We start from the raw sequence: 18,538 nt of genomic DNA, 5'->3' as shown, positions 1-18,538 counted from the left end.
TGGCATTGCCGAAATGGTCACTGCCTCCTTTTTTTGACGACGATGCTACCTGCGGCCGGTCCCATCCATGACGAATTTCGCTCGACTGCTACAGCCGCTGGATCTCGGATTCACGACGCTGAGTAACCGTGTCCTGATGGGTTCGATGCATGTCGGACTCGAGGAGGCAGAGAACGGATTCGAGCGCATGGCCGCTTTCTATGCCGAGCGTGCTCGGGGCGGCGTTGCGTTGATCGTCACCGGCGGTATCGCGCCGAACGAGCAGGGAAGGTGGATCGAATCCGGCGCCATGCTGGCGTGCGAGAAGGAAGCGCAGCAGCATCGCGTGGTCACCGATGCCGTGCATCGCGAGGGCGGGAAGATCGCCCTGCAGATTCTGCATTTCGGTCGTTACGCCGAGCACGCCGATCTGGTGGCTCCCAGTGCGATCCGTTCACCGATCAATTCGTTGACGCCACGCGCTCTCAGCAGCGAAGAAGTCGAGCAGACCATAACGGACTTCGCACGCTGCGCTGCACTGGCTCGATCGGCGGGTTACGACGGGGTCGAGATCATGGGCTCGGAAGGCTACCTTATCAACGAGTTCATCGCGCGGCGGACCAATATCCGAGACGACGAATGGGGCGGCACTTATGCGAACCGCATGCGCTTTCCCGTCGAGATCCTTCGCCGTACACGCGACCTCGTGGGCCGCGATTTCATTCTGATCTACCGCCTGTCGATGCTTGACCTGGTCGAAGGCGGATCTTCCTTGCCGGAGGTTATCGAACTGGCACGAGCCGTCGAGGCGGCGGGTGCCGATCTGATCAACACCGGCATCGGCTGGCACGAGGCGCGGATTCCGACGATCGCCACCAAGGTGCCGCGAGCCGCCTTCACTTGGATGACCAAGCGACTCAAGCGCGAAGTGGGGATCCCCGTGATCGCCACCAACCGCATCAACACGCCGGAGATTGCCGAGCGGCTGTTGCAGGAAGGCACCTGCGACATGGTATCGATGGCTCGGCCGCTATTGGCGGATCCGATGTTCGTTACGAAGGCGGCTGCTGGCCGCTCGCAGGAGATCAATACTTGCATTGCCTGCAATCAGGCCTGCCTGGATCACACCTTCGGCGGCAAGATCACATCATGCCTGGTGAATCCTCGGGCCTGCCACGAGACCGAATTGGTCTATCGCACGACAACGGCGCCGAGGCGCATTGCTGTCGTCGGTGCCGGCCCGGCGGGCCTGAGCTTCGCATCGGTTGCCGCTCAGCGCGGCCACGATGTGACGCTGTTCGACGCCAGCGACGAAATCGGTGGCCAGTTCAATGTCGCCAAGCGTGTCCCCGGAAAAGAAGAGTTCCACGAAACGCTTCGCTATTTTGCAGGCGAGATAGAGCGCCGAGGTGTGACGCAGCGCCTCGGACGGCGCGTCGGCGCGGCCGAGCTTTTGGATGGGGCATTCGACGAGATCGTGCTCGCGACCGGCGTAGTTCCACGCCGCCCGCCGATCGAAGGAATCGATCACCCGAAGGTGCTGGGCTACCTCGACGTGCTCAGAGACGCGGCGCCGGTAGGTAAAACGGTCGCGGTTATCGGCGCTGGCGGCATCGGCTTCGACGTCAGCGAATACTTGGTCCATTCCGGCGAAAGTCCGAGCCTGGCGCCAGAGAAGTTCTACGCGGAATGGGGTATCGACCCTGAGTACAAGCGTCCCGGTGGCTTGCGTGATTCGAAGATTGAGGCGCCGGCGCGCACCGTTTATCTGCTACAGCGCAAGGCCGACAAGCTCGGTGCCGGCCTGGGCAAAACCACCGGTTGGATACACCGCACTTCGCTAAAAAGCCGGGGCGTACAGATGATCGCAGGAGCCACTTACAGGCGCATCGACGACGCCGGCCTGCATTACAGCGTCGATGGTCAGGAAAAAACACTGGCGGTTGACCACGTCGTGTTGTGTGCGGGCCAGGAGCCGCAACGCGAACTGTTCCAATCCCTGTCAGCGGGCGGTGCCCGAGTCCACATGATTGGCGGTGCTGACGTCGCCGCCGAACTCGATGCCAAGCGCGCCATCAATCAAGGCGCGCGTCTCGCGGCAAGTCTTTGACGTCGTCACCAGCTGAAGGAAAGAGCAATGCAGGAATACCAGCCGCCGATTCAGGACATGCGTTTCGTGCTCGACCATCTGGTCGATATGGCCGCGTTGGCACAGCTGCCCGGGCTGGACGGCTTCGGCGCGGATCTCGCCCGGGTTGTACTCGATGAAGCCGGTCGCTTTGCGAGCGGTGTGCTGTCACCGTTGAATCGTCGCGGTGATTTGGACGGGGCTCGCTGCAAGGACGGCGAGGTGGTGACCACGCCAGGCTGGATCGATGCGTACCGCGCTTTCGTCGACGGCGGCTGGAACGGTCTGGCGGGTTCGACAGATTTTGGCGGCCAGGGTTTGCCGATGGTGCTGGCGACGCTGACCGAAGAGATGTGGAACTCGGCGAACATGGCGTTTGCGCTATGTCCACTGCTCACTCGCGGCGCTGCCGAGGCTGTGCTGCTTCGAGGGTCCGATGAACTTAAGCGCGTCTATCTGGAGAAGCTCATCACCGGCCAGTGGGCCGGTGCAATGAATCTCACGGAGTCGCAGGCGGGCTCGGATCTGTCTATGATTCGGTCGCAAGCGCGACCGCAGCCTGATGGCAGCTATCGGATCAGCGGCCAGAAAATCTTCATCACCTACGGCGAACACGATCTCACCGAAAACATCGTGCACCTCGTGCTCGCGCGTACGCCTGGCGCACCGGCGGGCGTCAAGGGTATCTCGCTGTTCCTGGTGCCAAAATTCCTGGTCAACGCCGACGGTATATTGGGAGCCCGTAACGATCTGCTTTGCACGTCGATCGAACACAAGCTTGGCATCCACGGCAGCCCGACTTGCACCATGCAGTTCGGCACGGATAGCACGGAAAGCGGTGGCGCGATCGGTTGGCGTATCGGCGATGAAAACCGTGGCCTGGAGATCATGTTCATCATGATGAATGCCGCACGCTTTGGCGTGGCATTGCAGGGACTGGGAATCGCCGAGCGTGCCTATCAACGAGCTGCCGCGTATGCGAGTGAACGCATACAGGGTGAGCGTTCGGGACCCGGAGGCGGCAAGGTGTCGATCGCTCATCATCCCGATGTGCGGCGCATGATGCTGACGATGCGTTCTCGTACCGAGGCGATGCGCGCGCTCGCGGTCGTGGTCGCCGAGGCAATGGATCTGGCTCACCTGCATCCCGATGCGGCGGTGAGAGACGAGCGACAGGCCTTCGTCGATCTGATGATTCCGGTGGTCAAGGGTTGGTTTACCGAGAGCTCTACCGAGATCGCGTCGATCGCGATCCAAGTCCATGGCGGCATGGGCTTCGTCGAAGAATCCGGCGCAGCGCAGCATCTTCGTGATGCCCGCATTACGGCGATCTATGAAGGAACCACCGGCATCCAGGCGAATGATCTGGTGGGGCGGAAAATCGCGCGCGATGGAGCAAAGGCAGCCAAGATTTTGCTGTTGCAGATGCGTGCCACGCTCGCATCGGTCGGAGTCGATGACGGCGCCGATCTGCTGGCGATCAAACGCCACTTCGAAGAATCGATGCTCTGCCTTGAAGAAGGGGTCGACTATGTCGTCTCAAACTTCAAGCAATCGCAGGATATCGTTCTAGCGGGGGCTGCTCCCTTGCTGGACCTGTTTGGAATTGTCTGCGGCGGTTGGCAGCTGCTTCGATCGGCCGTGGCGGCAAGGGCGCTATCGAATGCCGAAGTGGGCACTGCTTATTGCAGGAGCAAGATCGCCGTTGCCCGTTTCTATGCGGAGCACGTGTTGCCCGGCTCATCCGCATTGCTTGCCGGTGTGGTGTCGGGCGGCTCGGTCTTTATCGATGTTGAAGAGGCTGCCTGAGCCTTTGTCTAAAAACTGATTGGAAGTGGAGTCTATGAGCGCCAAGCCCGAGTTCGACCTGGTTTTGTACGGAGCCACCGGTTTCACCGGCCGTTTGGTTGCCGAATATCTCGCCACGCGCGATCACGGCTTGAAATGGGCGCTGGCCGGACGTGATCGCGAACGGCTGGAATCTCTGGCGGCTGAGATCGGTCACGCTGGCCTGCCGATATTGCTCGCCGATGCGAACGATCAGGCTGCACTCGGCGAACTCGTCAGGCGTACCCGGCTGGTGCTTGCAACGGCCGGGCCTTTCCACCTCTATGGCTCGCCGCTGGTGGCAGTCTGCGCGGCTGCGGGAACAGACTACGTCAACATATCGGGCGAGCCGGCATGGGCGCACGATATGATTCTCCGGCATCAGCCGGCAGCCCAAGCGAGTGGCGCGCGACTCCTGTTGTCGGCAGGCTTCGATTCCATCCCCTTCGAACTCGGCGTGCTGGCGCTTCAGCGCCTCGCAGTGGCGAGAAGCGGCAAGGCGTTGTCGAGTGTGTCGGGCCGGGTGCGCGCGTTCAACGGCACATTGTCGGGCGGCACCATCGCGGCTGGACTCGTCAGTCAGCAACTCGCGAAGGATGAAGCGGTGCGCGCCGTGTTGATGAATCCGTTTGCACTGACCCCCGGGTTCGAAGGACCCAAGCAGCCGGCAATGCACAAGATCAGATACGACGACGCTCTCGGCGTGTGGCTGACCCCGTTCATGATGGCGCCGATCAATACGAAGAACCTGCATCGGTCGAGCTATCTGATGGGGCACGCCTATGGCGAGCAATTCCAGTACGACGAAATGGAGATAGCCGGCTCTGGAGAGCCCGGACGACAGCGCGCCGAAGAACTGATGCAGAAAGACCGCTTCGGAGGTCCCAACGCTCCGAAGCCGGGCGAGGGCCCGAGCAAGCACGAGCGGGAAACGGGCTCCTACGACATCCTGTTCTACGGTCGCCATGAAGACGGCGAACTGCTGAAGATAGCGGTACGAGGAGACCGTGATCCTGGATATGGCTCGACCGCGAAAATGGTTTCGGAGACAGCGCTGATGCTGCTGGAGAGCCACGGCCAGCCAGGCGGCGGCTTTTGGTTGCCTGGTGCGGCACTCGGGACGAAGCTGATAGACCGGCTCGAAACGCACGCCGGACTGGCCTTTACACGAGAAGACTGATGCTGCAGCGCTCTGCAAACACCGCTGATGTGAACGGGAGCGCATTCAAGGGACGCCCGCGAAACACGCCCAAACATCAGGCTGCCATCGATGCGGCGCGAGAGCTATTCGCGAGCGACGGGCTTTACGCGACTAGCATGGACGCGATCGCGCAAAAGGCTGGCGTGGCCAAGGTCACGCTCTACAGCCACTTTGAGGATAAGAACGCCCTGTACGTCGCCGTGGTCCGCCAACTGGGCTCCAGGCGGGTTCCTGGTGACGTCTTTGAGCTCCAGGACAAGGAGACTTTCAGCGGCAGGCTGTCGAAGATCGCCGAAGCTGTCTTTGATTTCTCCATGGCGCCTGAATCGACTCAGCTGATCCGGCTGCTCACCGGTTCGGAGCGCAGCGCTTCCGATCTGTCGCAGTTGTTCTGGGATTCGGGTTCTGATCTTCTGCTCTCGAAATTGGCCGCCTTTTTCGCGCAGGCCTGGACTCGGCGTAAGCAAGAAACGCATTTGCCTCGGAAGGCTGCAGAATTATTCTACTTCTCGCTGATCGGGGAGGCGTTTCTCCGCAAGGCGATGGGGCTACCATTCGACCTTACGCCTTTACAGAGGCGCGAGCATCTCGACAGTGTCGTGACACTCTTCACCAATGAATTGCATCGCTGAGCGGTAGCTGACCCGGATGCGTCGGTGTCCTGCGTCGACGCGCGCCAACCACGGCCACTTGATTGGATTGCTATGAAGGACAAAGGGCAAGCGGTCACGGCTGTCGACATACCACTGGATTGCCGGTTGAACGGCATCTACGGGGCTGAAGATCTGAGGGACGCATTTTCCATTGATCTGCCCGAAGGAACGGTAAGCGATCCAGAGTTGTTGGCGCGCTTTCTATTCGAAAACCAGCCTCGATGGATTGTTTCGCTGATGAAGTTTCGGGACCTGATCGCTGCCGTTTTCGGACTTAAAACTGCGAAGCAATTGAAAGCACTCGATCGGTATCAGCCGAAAGACAGGATCCATATTTTCAAGATCTATGAGAGCCACAACGACGAGGTGATTCTCGGAGAGAATGACGAGCACCTGGACTTTCGGTTGTCGATCTCTTACCGGCCCGACAGCGGGAATGCAGAACGTCCGCCTCGCTTGATCGTTTCTACGGTTGTGCAGTGCCACAATTGTCTAGGGCGCATCTATATCTGGCTGATTGCTCCGTTTCATCGCCAGGTCGTGCGGTCCGTTTTGCGTCGGGCAGCAAGAATCGGATGGCCCCAGCGCGACGGGCCGGCTCGGTAGCTGCCACGGCTTGCCGGTGGTTAGAGCACAGCGATCTGGTACGTGCAGCCCCATTGGATCATGGATGCAAGGCGCATCCCTTGATTGCCTTGTCGACGTCCTTCTTCAGCCCACGCACCGCGATGCCCACTAGGTCCGGGGCATCGGCCGGCTCGATGGAAAATGCCGCGCGATTCGCTTCGTCGTGACCCGTTGAAAACATTGAGCGGACGTACACGGCCCTGGTCAATTCTCTCTCTATGCCGACGCGATATGCACGCTGAAGTTGTTCGGGACGCGCGGCGTAAACCATCATTGGCTGGCCGAGCAATCGGGCATGCCGTCTGCCTGCAGCATCGATATAGGGTTGGCCCAATGCATCCGGAGCTTCCGCTGCAATACCGGTCGCAAGGAACGCTGTGACGTTGAGCTTTTGCCAGACCAGCAGCTCATCCAGAATCAGGATTGATACTTTCGTGTCGAAGAGCACGGCATGAAATCCGTTCGGGGTTGGGGCGGTAGTTCAGCCGATCTGGCGGCCCCCGTCTGGAATGCCCGTGCATTGCTCGCGATAGGCGGCCGGGGTCAAGGCAAACGCGCGTCGGAACCACCGGCCGAGATGGCTCTGATCCGCGAAGCCACAGGCGGCAGCAGCTTCAACTGGCGTTTTTCCCGCAGCCAATAGTTGACGGGCCCGGATCAAACGAATTTGCACGAGGTATGCGTGAGGCGAGGCGCCATATTCCGTTCGAAATGCGCGGGCCAGCTGGAAACGATCCGCAGCACCAGCGGCAATGGCGAGCGCATCAGCCCCGATATCGTCCTCGACCATGTCATGTAGCCGCTCTCGGGCTCGCCGCGCAACCCGCTCGGCTCGACCTTCCTTCAAACGAGTCGCTGCGCGTCCAAGGTGAGGCAGCAGCAGGTGTACGACCTTGTCGAGCAGCGCATCCCGGTGCAGACGAGCGGACGGCGCTCTCAACGCATCGTAGGTTTCACGTATTGCTCCGCCGAGGCTGGCGTCTGCCATCAGGGTTTCTGCAAATCCCCAAGCCGAACCGATGCCTGAGGGCACGATGCTTTTCAGCCATTGGTTTGGTAGATAGAGCATGGTGTAGTCGAAACCTTCCTCGCTGCCTGCATCGCCGTCGTGAGCCTCACCCGGCTCGATCAGGATTACGCGGCCAAGGGTGCTACGGCACCGGACCCCGCGGCAAGTAAACTCCTGCACTCCAAAGTTTTTTACGCCGATCAGCCACTCATCGTGGCGATGCATGTCGTAGGCGTGCGCGCTAAATCGAGCACGAATGGCTTCGATGCCGCTCGGGGCATCACGCACTAGGTCTACGTGATCGTTCGGCGTTCTCATTTCAACAAGGTCGCGATGGGCTTGCCCTTTCCGGCGGATGGGCGAGGTGGGCGACCAGGGGTTCGATGAACACTCTCAACTTGGCCGAAAGGCTGCGATGGCTTCAAGAGAAAATCCCAATGACTCAGACCGTTCTTGTCGTCGGCGCCAATGCCCGTGCGGTGGCCGACGAGAAGATCGCGGCCCTTGGCCTGGAGCATAGCCAAACAGACTGACTTTCCACTCGAAGCATTGAATCGTCATCGGAGTGTGTCGGTCGCTTGCTAAACGACGTAGACTGAAAGTCTTTTTTCGGAGCGCTCTCTGTCGGAGTGAATGTGCTTCGGCGGCTCCGTAACTCGATAAGTGCGTAGTGCGCCATCACTTTCAATGATGATAGCTATTCGCTTACCAGTACGCCTGCGCTTCCTCGTAGATATCTCGCAGACGCCTGGATGCATTCAATAACTAAGCTTCAGCCTTCGCCTTGCTGCCCGACAAGATCTTGAGATCAGCGTACCAGTCCGCATAAGCGCGGAGGGGTGTCCAGCGTACCTTCGCCATATGCTGAGCATTGAGTCGCCAGATCGGTAGGCTCTGCATTATTTGATCGATTCGATCGTTCGAAACGATATCGAAAATTGCGATGAGTTCATCAGCGCCCGCAAGCTTGTAGGCCGAAAGGGCCTCCCCGGACTGAAGGAAGGCGATTGCGGCCTCTGATTCCTGCTCCCATAGGTGGTAGAAGTCGGCGCGCGTCATGTCGGCCGGCTTTTCAAGGCTGGCTTGGAATAGATACAACATATGGTTCTCCTGTACGTACGTGCGGACGTCAGCGTCCGGGCCATGCTTTTCTTTAGGCTGGATCGCCCCTTATCTCCTTGGCACATTCGCCCATTGAGAACTTGGCTTATCGATCCTCTGTAACCCGCCTCGGGAACTGTGCGATCAATTCGTGTGCAGTCCACGGTGCAGCTGCTCATCATTCATGGAATTGACGTGGCAGTCAATAATAAATACCGTAAAGTCATATTATCCAATAAGGAGAGGGCATTGATGAATGCGTAGCACCAGTCGATCGCCCACTCCGCCGCGACATGACCGTGCCGTGTCCAGTATTCGGAGACCAAACGATGCAAACGGGTGAAGTCAGCAGTACGGTGTCCGGTGAGAGCGGCACCAATGCCGGAATCAGGTTCGAGTTGACCGACGATATCGCGATCATCACGCTCGATCGTCCATCCGTAGGTAATGTGCTCGACAGGCCGACGTTGCATGCGTTGATGCTGGCGGCGATCCGGGTGGACGAGGACGAGGCGATTCGGTGCGTTGTTCTGACGGGCGAGGGAAGGCTGTTCTGTGCGGGCGGCGACATCCCGTCGTTTGCCGCTGCCGGTGACCGACTGCCAACGCTCATGAAAGAGATAACGGTCTATCTCAACGCTGCGGTATCGAGACTGTCGAGGATGAACAAACCCTTAGTCGTCGCCGTCAACGGCGCGGCTGCCGGGGCCGGATTGGGTCTCTCTTTGTTGGGCGACATCGTGATCGCTTCGGAGAGGGCCTCGTTCACTACCGCCTACACCGCGATCGGGCTCAGCCCCGACGGTGGGGTGAGCTGGATGTTGCCTCGTCTCGTAGGCCTGCGGCGGGCACAGGAGTTCGCCCTTGGGAATCGGAAGATCGGCGCTGACGAGGCGCTGTCCATGGGATTGGTCACGAGCGTCGTAGTACACGATGCGCTGATGCCGGATGCCCTGGCGGCCGCTCAAAGACTCGCCAAGGGAAGCCCATCGGCAGTCGGAGCGCTTCGCACTCTGTTCTTGTCGGCTTTCTCGGAAACGCTGGAGACGCATCTCGAAATGGAAGCCAGATCGATTTCACGCATGACAGCGTCGCCGGAAGCGAAAGCGCTGGCGGCTCAGTTCGCCGCCAGGCGGCGGACGCGGTAGCGTCCGCAGCGCTTGGGGAGTGGTGCCAGAGATCGGCCGACATCAACGATCGGCTCGTAGCCACGAGATCGCCGGCTGCCCACTGTTCGGTCGCAGGAGCCACGAGCTCCAGTTCATGGTCGGTACAATTGAGGTAGGCCCCGTTGATGGCCGTCCGATGTTCGCCAGTGAGCAGTTCGATCATTTCGACAACGTTACCTTGACTACCTATATGTTCGCCGTCGCCATGGTGGGGCCGACTCGGGCGATTCTCGAGGGCGGACGCTCCAAAGGAGCTGATTCTGGTTTTGCGCGAGCAGCTGCAGTCTCTCTGCTTGAGCTATCTGGTAAATCAAGCGACAACGCGCGGGTAGCCCCGCGTCGGGGGCGACCATCGGCGAAAGGCCGGAGTCGAGTGCTCTAAGCAGGCAGCGAACCAACGCGCGCTAGCTCGCTCAAAATGCGCGCGTCGTAATCCTCGCCAAGACGAATCCGCGCAGCGATTTTAGTCGGAACCTCGATCACCGAAGCCATTCTCCTTGCAGTCAATCGGAATTGACTTTATAGTCATTATAATTTACTTATAAGTTATTGGCGCTGACCGAAGTACTTGTTAGTGGCTGGCGCAGTTAGAGCCGAGCCAAAAAAACGCGAGAGAAACTGGAGAGACAAATGGCTGATCTGTTTAGCGAGTACAAGCTCAAAGGCGTGACCCTGAAAAATAGGATTGCCGTGCCGCCGTTGGGGCAATGTTCAGCGATCGATGGCGTTGTCCAGGACTGGCACGTCGTGAATCTCGGCGCGCCTGCTGTTGGCGGAGCTGGTCTGGTGATAGCGGAAAACACCGCCATTTCGCCGATTGGTCGCGTGACGCCGGGTTGTGCGGGATTGTGGAACGACAAGCAAGCCGAAGCGTGGTCGCAAGTCGTTCGCTTCTGCAAGAGGCAGGGCGCGGTTGTCGGCATCCAGTTGGGGCACTCCGGGCGGAAAGGAAGCGCGAACCCTCCTTGGCTTGGCGACGCCCATATTCCTGAAAGCGAGGGTGGCTGGCCTATCATCGCCGCTTCGGCGCGGCCGTTCGGTGGCCTGCTGGATCGGTGCCCGCAGGAAATGAGCCTCGACGACATCAAGCGAGTGCAAGGCGAATGGGTCTCTGCTGTCAAACGCGCGCTCACCGCCGGTTTCGAACTGCTCGAAATTCATTTCGCTCACGGATACTTGGCGCAGTCGTTTTTCTCGCCGTTCGGCAATTTTCGAACCGACCAATATGGAGGAAGCTTCGAGGGCCGCTCGCGTTTCCTGCTGGAAACCTTCCGTCAAGTGCGCGCTGTCTGGCCAGAGCGGCTCCCGCTGATTGCACGGTTGGGCGTCAGTGATTTCCATCCGGACGGCTTGCAGTTCGAGGACTCTCTTGAGCTGATCCGGCTGCTCAAGCAGGAGGGACTCGATCTGCTCGACATCAGTATCGGTTTCAACTCGCCCGATGTATCCGGAATTCCGTGGGGTCCCTGCTTCATGGTACCGATGGCAGAACGGATCAGGCGTGAAGTCGGGATCCCCGTCGCCGCGGGATGGAACATCGAGCGCCCGCAAGACGCCGATCGAATCATTCGTGACGAGCAGGCGGATTTGATCATGATCGGGCGTCAGATCCTCTCCGATCCTCGCTGGCCGTATCACGCCGCGCAGATTCTTGGGAAGGAGGATCCGTGGCGAGTTCTCCCCAATCAATACGGCGCCTGGCTCAAGCGCCCGGTCTTCACTGCATGCCTCGACCAATTCGGCGAGAGCAAGGAAGTGGAGCATGCGGCGTAGATCGCCGCTTGCCGAGCCGCTCTGCCGGAGTCGTTGACCTTCTCTCGGAGCGGTCGAACCATCTGCAATCTCGTGTCGTATCCAGGTGATGCTGTCTCTTGCATCGGCCGGATACGACATGCGCCTACCGAAGCGAACTACGAGTCGGTCGATCGAGTGATTCCCTCGAAACCATCGATCTCCCTCGACATCTGCTCGAGTTTGCCGCGGACCAAGGCTAACGCATCGCTACCGAGCAGCAGATGAGCCGGTGGCTCTTTGCTGTCAACAAGGTTGATGATCGCAAGAGCAGCCTTGGCAGGCTCACCCAACTGCTTACCACTCTTCTCGATGCGTGCTGCGCGAATCGGCTCAAAGATGGCGTCGTAATCGGAGATGCTGCGTGGTGTACGCACCATCGAGCGACCGGCCCAATCGGTCTTGAACGAACCGGGGGCGACGGCGGTGACGAAGACACCAAAGGGCTTGAGTTCCTTGCTCAAGACTTCCGAAATTCCTTCCAGAGCGAACTTGCTGCCGCAGTAGTACGCGATACCCGGCATGGTTATAAAACCGCCCATAGAAGTGATATTGACGATATGTCCGGCACGACGATTACGGAAATAGGGCAGGAACGCCTTGATGACGGCCACTGCTCCGAAGACGTTGACGTCGAATTGTTGCCGCATCTCAGACAGTGGTGACTCTTCAAGGATTCCCTCGTGGCCGTAGCCCGCGTTGTTGATCAGGACGTCGACCGGACCAATCGTGGACTCAACGGATTTTGCGAGCGCGTCTGTGGCATCGAAATGCGTTACATCATGGATGAAAGCGGTGGCGAGTGAAGGATTCAGTGATTGGAATTTGCGCTGCGCCGCTTCGTTTCTTACGGTTCCGACAACTTTATGGCCGGCGTTCAGTACGGCTGTCGCGATAGCTCGGCCGAAACCGCTGGACACACCCGTAATGAAGTAGATCTTCGATTTTCTCATCAGGTTTTCTCTCACTTTGCGTTCTGCCGCGGACGGGCGATTGGCTGAGACTCGACTGTCGAGCGGTCGTTTGCCATTCTCGCCGCGGCGACATGTAATAGGGTTTCCTCTATCTGAAGAGGACCGATGCCAACTCGCTCGACGATATCGCTATGCTATTAGTCAATGCGTTTCAGGCGTAGGCCGGTTCCTCTAAATTGATTGCCTATTCCTATGAGAAACCGAGATCCAGGAGGGAAATCCCAGTGAATCAAAACGATTCGACGGACCGATCGGCCACAACCCAACGCACGATCTCAATCATCGGGGGGCTCGCACCGAACGAGGGCTACAATTTGACCGCGTTGCCGGACGTTCGCTTCCTCAGATCCAATCGAGCATTGGACCGAGCTCCCGTGCTTTACGATCCAGGCATCGTTATCGTGTGTCAGGGGAGAAAGCGGGGCTTCCTCGGAAGTGACGTTTATCTTTACGACGCGAATCACTACTTGGTCGTCTCCGTTCCGATCCCGTTCTCGATGGAGACCGACGCGAGCGAGCGTGAGCCACTTCTGGCAATCTACTTTCGCCTCGATCTGAACGTCGCTGCGGATTTGCTGTTGCAATTGCAAGAATCCGGTAGCCCTGTGGTGGCGAAGCCGAAAGGCATGGTTTCGACGCTGATGGATCCTCGGCTATTGGAGTCTGTTTTGAGATTTCTCGAGGTGATGTCCTCCCCGATCGAAGCTGCCATATTGGGGCCGGCTTTGGTTCGGGAAATCTACTTCCGTGTTTTCGTCGGGGAGCAGGGGGGCACCATGCGCGCCGCCCTCGCCAAGCAGGGACACTTTGGAAAAATCGCGAGAGCACTCAGAAAAATACACATCGCCTACACCGACGATCTGGACGTGGAAAGGCTGGCCAAGGAAGCCAAGATGAGCGTGCCCACGTTCCATGCGCACTTCAAATCGGTTACCAACACTTCGCCAATTCAATACCTGAAATCGACGCGACTTCACCAGGCGAGACTTTTGATGGTTCGAAGTGACATCACGGCCACTCTCGCGAGCAGTAAAGTCGGCTACGAGAGCGCCTCGCAATTCAACCGCGAGTTCAAGCGGATGTTCGGCAAGACGCCCATCGAGGAAGTCGACCGGATGAAGCGAACGTTTGCTTATCCCGCGCCAGCACCTTCATCCATCTACATTGCGTCGCATTAATATTCGGTCGATCGGCATGCGTCCCTGGAGGTGCGGACTCGCCGAGGGCATCGATGCGCGCTGTATTCGTGTCGATCTCGGCAATCCGTCGACCATCGAAGATGCCGCCGCCGCGATCGAAGCCGATTTCGGTCGTCTCGATATCTCGGTGAACAACGCCGGTATCACGGATCGTAGCGACGGCCAGCCCGGTGCGGCGAGTATGGAGGCTGTCCGACGCGTCTTCGAGACCAATTTCTTCGGAAGACTGGCGGCAACTCAGGCCATGCTTCCGCTGCTTCAAAAGTCGGCATCGGCGCGCATCGTCAACGTGTCCAGTGGCTCGGCCCTCTCACGCATAACGGCGATTCGAACGGGGAGTTCTCCCATATGAAGATCATCGGCTACAACGCTTCGAAAGCAGCACTGAACATGCTGACCGTACAACTCGCGGCACAGCTGCAAGGTACCGGAATGAAGGTCAACTCTTCCGATCCAGGTTTCACCAAAACCGATCTGAATAACAACCGTGGATATCAAATGGTACCGGAGGGTGCCGCCGCCGCTGTTCGACTCGCGCTTCTTCCCGACTATGGCCCTACCGGTGGATTCTTCAGTGCGGACAAGGTCGAGCCATGGTAGCGGCGGGGTGGATGCTCGATGATTGAAGAAGCAGTGTCGCGCAGTGGGCCGGTCTCGAGACCGGCTCGTTTTGGTCCGGTGCTGAGTTGTTCGGCTTCACAATGGATCTAGTAGCGATCAGCGCATTCGTGGCGGTCGGAGACACTGGCGGTTTTCGATCGGCCGGTGCTGTACTGGGTATGACCTCGTCTGGCGTCAGCAAGGCCGTCGCTCGATTGGAAAACCGGCTTGGTATCCAGTTGCTGGCACGTACAACGCGGTCCGTGCGGCTCACCCCAGCGGGCCATTCGTTTCATGCTCGTTGTAAGGGGATCCTGGCGGAACTCGCCGATGCGGAACACTCGGCTTCGGCGGCTGCATTGCTTCCGCAGGGAAAGCTGACGATCAGCATCACGGCCACGGGAATAGTACGGAATCGAGTTCTACCGGTGGTTGCCAAGTTCATCAGGTTGCACCCACAGGTGGAAGTGGAAGCCCGCATCAGCGACAGGAACGTAGAACTGGTCGAGGAGGGGGTGGACCTGGCGATTCGAATAGGTAACCTGGCGCATTCCGGCTTGATCGCGAGGCGGATCGGCGAGACCAAGCTTGCGCTGTGCGGATCTCCGGAGTACTTGGCGTCAGCGGGCGTTCCGTCTCACCCCCGTGACTTGGTCAACCATCGGTTCGTCGGTTTTATGACACCGGGTACGACGAATCGATACAAGTATCGTTTCATGATCGATGGCGAGGTCGCCTCGCTGTCATTCGGTAGCTCTCTGACCGTCGACGATGGCGACGCGCTCGTCGCAGCAGCACTGCAGTCGATGGGAATCATCATGGTGGCGGATTATCTTGTCGATGATCTCGTTCAGAGCGGGAAGCTTGTTCGAATCCTTCAGGAGTACGCGATGCCTTCCATGCCGATCAGTGTCGTGCATGCACCCTCACGGCATCTCGCGCCGGCGGCCAAGGTGCTGATCGACATGCTTCGGAACGCAGGACCATCGTTGGGAAATGCCACCGCCTGAAACAGCGGGAGATTGCGTCCTTCGGGTCACTTCAGTGGGGAGGCTGGCCCTATTTGTTCTTTTGGTCTCGACGTGTAGGTTAGTCGCGGCACTACACGTCGGGACTCGTAACCAAATGCAATGCCTTCGGGCTTACTTGCATGCGTTGCCTGTCGCGTCACGGCGCTCCGAACGGGCGCTCCAACTACGACTTCGCGAACAAGGCAATGACCTCAAAAACCCGTACTGTAACGGTGACCTCTTACTCGAATGGGCGCGCGGTAGAGCCCTCCGATTTCAGCATCGTCGATCATGACTTGCCCGCCCTCGAACGCGGCGAGGCGAAGCTCAGGACCCTGGCATTGTCGGTCGATCCAGCTCTGCGCGTTCAGCTGACTGGCTTGAACGACTTCGTTCCGAGTTTGCCGCTGAAATCCTCAGTCTATTCGTTCGGAGTGGCCGAGATCCTGGAATCGAAGATCGAAGGGCTCCAAGCCGGCGATGTCGTGACCGGACTCCTGGCTTGGGCTGAGACATCCGTTTGGCAGCCGTTTGCGAACCACCCACTAGGGAAGGAGCTGCTCGAGAAGGTGCATCCGCTCGGCGAGACGCTCGAAAAGATCGACCCTCTGATCCAGCCAGCTTCGCAGGTGCTGGGAGCCTTGGGCGTCAACGGTATCACCGCCTATTTCGGAATCCTTGAGGTGGGCCGTCCCAAGACTGGAGAAACGGTGCTGGTATCCGGCGCCGCCGGTGGTATCGGATCCCTCGCTGGTCAGATCGCCAAACTGCAAGGAGCCCGAGTCATCGGCTTGGCGAGTTCAGAGGAGAAGCGGCGGGTTTTGGTGGACAAGCTGGGCTTCGATGCGGCCCTTGACTACCGCTCACCGACCTTGAAGGCGGACTTGCTCGAGTTGCTGCCGAACGGACCGGACGTATACTTCGACAACGTCGGCGGGACTGTAAGCAATACCGTGATGTGGCTCATGCGCCGCGGATCAAGGGTGGTGGAATGCGGCCAGATATCGACGTATGACGACGTCGGCGGCGGTTGGACCGTCGATGTCCGTCCAATCCACGCCAACGGTTTGCGGTTCGAGAGCTATACCACGTTCCACTTCCAGAAATTCTTCCCAGCTGCGATTGCACAGCTCGCGTACTGGCTGCGCGCCGGGCAGATCATCGCGCTGGAGACGCGCCTAGAAGGGCTCGATTCGGCGCCGAGCGCAGTGTCGAGAATGTTTCGTGGCGAGAACATCGGAAAAATGATCATCACGCTGAGCTGAGGACATATGCCCATCTACTTCTTTGCAGCGATCAATCGAAAGGATCTCGACCTCTATGCCCGCTACGAGGAGGTAGGCTTTCAGAGCATCGAAAAGTACGGCATAGAGTGTTTGGCAGTGTCCGACAGCCCAAGGGCCATCGAAGGTGATGTCCCGGCGCAACGCATCATCTTGTTGCGCTTCGAGAACCAGGCCGCGTTGCAGGAGTGGTACCTATCGCCGGAATATCAGCAAGCCATACCGTTACGGCACGGCTCAGCGGACACCAGTTTCATTTTCAGCTTCGAGGGCCTGTCCGAGAAGTAGAATTGAACAGGTCGGGCGATCAGAGAATCTGCCCGACTCGGATCGCGACCCCGTCGGATAGCCGCTAAGCTGCGGCCTGACAAGACGGTACTAAATAGCTGGGGTGCCGCGAAAGAACTGCTTCGATAGCTGCTTTGTGCGTTGGAAGTACTGAACCAAAGAAAGGTCCGTTATAGCCATCAGATATCGCTGCACTGCAAACGTCCTGGGCTAGCATCCGATCCGAGAAGCCATACTCATGGCACGACATCGGCCGGCCTTAACCTTGCAACGGATGATCGGGGTCAACAGACGCATCTGCATAGTCGGGTCGGGAGGAGGCGAGTGGCGTCGTTGACGATCGGCACTTGAGCCGGAAGGCCGTTCATCGTCCGAAGTCCCATGGCCGCGTGGGGCCAACTGCTGCTAGGCCTCTCGACCCGACAGAACGCTTTCTGGCGTACTCGTGTAACAACATAGTGGCGGGCGTTCATATGAAATTCCGGAAAAGAGGAGTGGTGTCAGTGCTCGGATGCCTTCGATCGATCAAGCCACGTGGTCCCCACGCCGGAACGCGTAGATCAGGTTGTCGCGAAGGATCGAGTTTGCGGCGGGATCACCAAACTTTCGTCTGAGTTTCGGTGCGAAGACTTCCGCCCCGCGCATCGGGCCGGTCAAGGTTTCCAGGACGATATCGTCCGATCGGCTTCTGATCCCGGAGACAGGTGCGGAACCGGCCGCAGACAGCATTGGCAGCGTCAGGGCGCTGGCTCCGGCCGCCTACGCGGTGCAGAAGCTTCGTCGATTCATCGAGCTTCCTTTGTGCTCTGCAGCCCCGGAGTGGCGCTGCACTTCATTCCGCCTGTATCTGCCGAATCACACTGAGAATGCGTATCCACCGTTGACTGGGTAAGTCTGGCCCGTGATCCAGCTCGCCGCGTCCGAGGCGAGGAAGAGGATCAGATTTGCGGCGTCCTCTGGTTCTCCGAGGCGGCGGATGACATAGGACTTGAGTGCCTGAGCAACGTTCTCGTCTGAGAGCATGCCCGCGATACCCGGTGTGCGAATCCCAGAGAGCGCGACGCAGTTGGCCGTCACGTTGGCGCGTCCAACTGCCTTGGCAAGCGCACGCATGAAACCGGCAGCACCAGCCTTCGCGCCCGAATAGACTGCCAGATGCGGTTCACCGACACGGCCCGCGTCCGAGATTACGGTGATCACGCGCCCATACTTTCGAGCCATCATTCCAGGCAACGCCGCTTTGCAGCAGTTCAATACACCGAAGAAGTTGGTGCCGACAAATTGGTTCCAGTCCTCCGGAGAACTCTCCCAAAACGGTTTCACCTTGGAGACGTCCTGAACGGGACCGGCATTTCCGGCGTTGTTGACGAGGATGTCGATTTGGCCGAAGGCATCGATGCCTTTCTGGACCATCGCCTCGACAGCGGCCAGATTGGTGATATCGGCCTGAACAGCGATCGCTTTGCCGCCGGCCTCTTCGATCTCTTTGACCACCGAAACTGCGCGCTCCAGATGAAAGTCGTTGACGACGATTCCTGCCGCGCCAGAAGACGCGAAGTGCAGGGCGGCTTGACGGCCTACGCCTTGGCCGGCGCCGGTGATGAGCGCGTAGCGCCCTTTCAGATCGAGTAGATCGGTCATCTGTGTTGTTCCTGATTGAGATGGGCGGCTCGCCCGTTTGCCGCTGCTGCGCGGAGTA

Annotated in this window: 18 protein-coding genes; 13 read left to right on the top strand and 5 right to left on the bottom strand. The window is 59.0% G+C overall.

What is annotated here, in order from left to right; translation table 11 throughout:
- Window positions 1-67 precede the first annotated feature (67 nt).
- The 5 genes from JWQ90_RS18270 to JWQ90_RS18250 all read left to right on the top strand — a co-directional run bounded on the left by JWQ90_RS18270 (window position 68) and on the right by JWQ90_RS18250 (window position 6,394).
- Window positions 68-2,089 carry an NADPH-dependent 2,4-dienoyl-CoA reductase gene (locus tag JWQ90_RS18270; protein ID WP_299696440.1) on the top strand — a complete coding sequence of 674 codons (2,022 nt, stop codon included), beginning with the start codon at window positions 68-70 and terminating at the stop codon, window positions 2,087-2,089.
- A 27-nt stretch (window positions 2,090-2,116) separates the two neighbouring features.
- Window positions 2,117-3,916, top strand: a complete 1,800-nt coding sequence (locus JWQ90_RS18265) for an acyl-CoA dehydrogenase (RefSeq protein ID WP_299696439.1) — start codon at window positions 2,117-2,119, stop codon at window positions 3,914-3,916.
- Window positions 3,917-3,950: 34 nt separating this feature from the next.
- Window positions 3,951-5,114: a saccharopine dehydrogenase NADP-binding domain-containing protein gene (locus JWQ90_RS18260; RefSeq protein WP_299696438.1), complete on the top strand. Its 1,164-nt coding sequence runs from the start codon at window positions 3,951-3,953 to the stop codon at window positions 5,112-5,114.
- Window positions 5,114-5,767 carry a TetR/AcrR family transcriptional regulator gene (locus JWQ90_RS18255; RefSeq protein WP_299696437.1) on the top strand — a complete coding sequence of 218 codons (654 nt, stop codon included), beginning with the start codon at window positions 5,114-5,116 and terminating at the stop codon, window positions 5,765-5,767. Before JWQ90_RS18260 ends, JWQ90_RS18255 begins: the two co-directional genes overlap by 1 nt.
- Window positions 5,768-5,893: 126 nt before the next feature.
- Window positions 5,894-6,394, top strand: coding sequence for a DUF2867 domain-containing protein (locus tag JWQ90_RS18250; protein ID WP_299696436.1), 501 nt, complete (start codon window positions 5,894-5,896; stop codon window positions 6,392-6,394).
- A 58-nt stretch (window positions 6,395-6,452) separates the two neighbouring features.
- Here JWQ90_RS18250 and JWQ90_RS18245 read toward each other — a convergent pair whose 3' ends face one another.
- From JWQ90_RS18245 to JWQ90_RS18235, 3 genes are all read right to left on the bottom strand, one after another.
- Window positions 6,453-6,863: a DUF2000 domain-containing protein gene (locus tag JWQ90_RS18245; protein ID WP_299696435.1), complete on the bottom strand. Its 411-nt coding sequence runs from the start codon at window positions 6,861-6,863 to the stop codon at window positions 6,453-6,455.
- 33 nt (window positions 6,864-6,896) lie between these two features.
- Window positions 6,897-7,742 carry an AraC family transcriptional regulator gene (locus JWQ90_RS18240; protein ID WP_299696434.1) on the bottom strand — a complete coding sequence of 282 codons (846 nt, stop codon included), beginning with the start codon at window positions 7,740-7,742 and terminating at the stop codon, window positions 6,897-6,899.
- A 447-nt stretch (window positions 7,743-8,189) separates the two neighbouring features.
- Window positions 8,190-8,525, bottom strand: a complete 336-nt coding sequence (locus tag JWQ90_RS18235) for a muconolactone Delta-isomerase family protein (protein WP_299696433.1) — start codon at window positions 8,523-8,525, stop codon at window positions 8,190-8,192.
- Between the two features lie 329 nt (window positions 8,526-8,854).
- Here JWQ90_RS18235 and JWQ90_RS18230 point away from each other — a divergent pair, with 329 nt between their 5' ends.
- Both JWQ90_RS18230 and JWQ90_RS18225 read left to right on the top strand, forming a co-directional pair.
- Window positions 8,855-9,673 carry an enoyl-CoA hydratase/isomerase family protein gene (locus JWQ90_RS18230; RefSeq protein WP_299696432.1) on the top strand — a complete coding sequence of 273 codons (819 nt, stop codon included), beginning with the start codon at window positions 8,855-8,857 and terminating at the stop codon, window positions 9,671-9,673.
- A gap of 651 nt (window positions 9,674-10,324) precedes the next feature.
- A complete protein-coding gene (locus tag JWQ90_RS18225) occupies window positions 10,325-11,467 on the top strand; it encodes an NADH:flavin oxidoreductase/NADH oxidase (RefSeq protein ID WP_299696431.1) in 1,143 nt (380 codons plus the stop codon).
- Window positions 11,468-11,604: 137 nt separating this feature from the next.
- On the opposite strand, the gene JWQ90_RS18220 is transcribed toward JWQ90_RS18225, so the two are convergent.
- Entirely contained in the window at window positions 11,605-12,438 is an 834-nt protein-coding gene (locus tag JWQ90_RS18220; protein WP_299696430.1) for an oxidoreductase, read from the bottom strand.
- A gap of 245 nt (window positions 12,439-12,683) precedes the next feature.
- On the opposite strand from JWQ90_RS18220, the gene JWQ90_RS18215 reads away from it, so the two are divergent.
- The 6 genes from JWQ90_RS18215 (at window position 12,684) to JWQ90_RS18190 (ending at window position 16,839) form a co-directional block, all read left to right on the top strand.
- Complete coding sequence (locus JWQ90_RS18215) at window positions 12,684-13,637, top strand: AraC family transcriptional regulator (protein ID WP_299696429.1); 954 nt, start codon at window positions 12,684-12,686, stop codon at window positions 13,635-13,637.
- A complete protein-coding gene (locus JWQ90_RS18210) occupies window positions 13,624-14,010 on the top strand; it encodes an SDR family NAD(P)-dependent oxidoreductase (protein WP_299696428.1) in 387 nt (128 codons plus the stop codon). The genes JWQ90_RS18215 and JWQ90_RS18210 overlap by 14 nt, the downstream gene beginning before the upstream one ends.
- On the top strand, window positions 14,007-14,258 hold the full coding sequence (locus JWQ90_RS18205) for an SDR family NAD(P)-dependent oxidoreductase (RefSeq protein WP_299696427.1): 252 nt from the start codon (window positions 14,007-14,009) through the stop codon (window positions 14,256-14,258). Before JWQ90_RS18210 ends, JWQ90_RS18205 begins: the two co-directional genes overlap by 4 nt.
- 101 nt (window positions 14,259-14,359) lie before the next feature.
- Complete coding sequence (locus JWQ90_RS18200) at window positions 14,360-15,268, top strand: LysR family transcriptional regulator (protein ID WP_299696426.1); 909 nt, start codon at window positions 14,360-14,362, stop codon at window positions 15,266-15,268.
- A gap of 206 nt (window positions 15,269-15,474) precedes the next feature.
- Window positions 15,475-16,533 (top strand): NADP-dependent oxidoreductase, encoded by a 1,059-nt coding sequence (locus tag JWQ90_RS18195; protein ID WP_299696425.1) that lies wholly within the window; start codon window positions 15,475-15,477, stop codon window positions 16,531-16,533.
- 6 nt (window positions 16,534-16,539) lie between these two features.
- A complete protein-coding gene (locus JWQ90_RS18190; protein ID WP_299696424.1) occupies window positions 16,540-16,839 on the top strand; it encodes a DUF1330 domain-containing protein in 300 nt (99 codons plus the stop codon).
- 855 nt (window positions 16,840-17,694) lie between these two features.
- On the opposite strand, the gene JWQ90_RS18185 is transcribed toward JWQ90_RS18190, so the two are convergent.
- Window positions 17,695-18,480, bottom strand: coding sequence for an SDR family NAD(P)-dependent oxidoreductase (locus JWQ90_RS18185; protein WP_299696423.1), 786 nt, complete (start codon window positions 18,478-18,480; stop codon window positions 17,695-17,697).
- Window positions 18,481-18,538: the final 58 nt, after the last annotated feature.

Origin of the sequence: Hydrocarboniphaga sp., assembly GCF_028291725.1 — a bacterium.
In the GTDB taxonomy this organism is placed as follows: domain Bacteria; phylum Pseudomonadota; class Gammaproteobacteria; order Nevskiales; family Nevskiaceae; genus Hydrocarboniphaga.
Note: the sequence above shows the minus strand (reverse complement) of the source record. Positions and strands in the feature narration are given on the sequence as shown.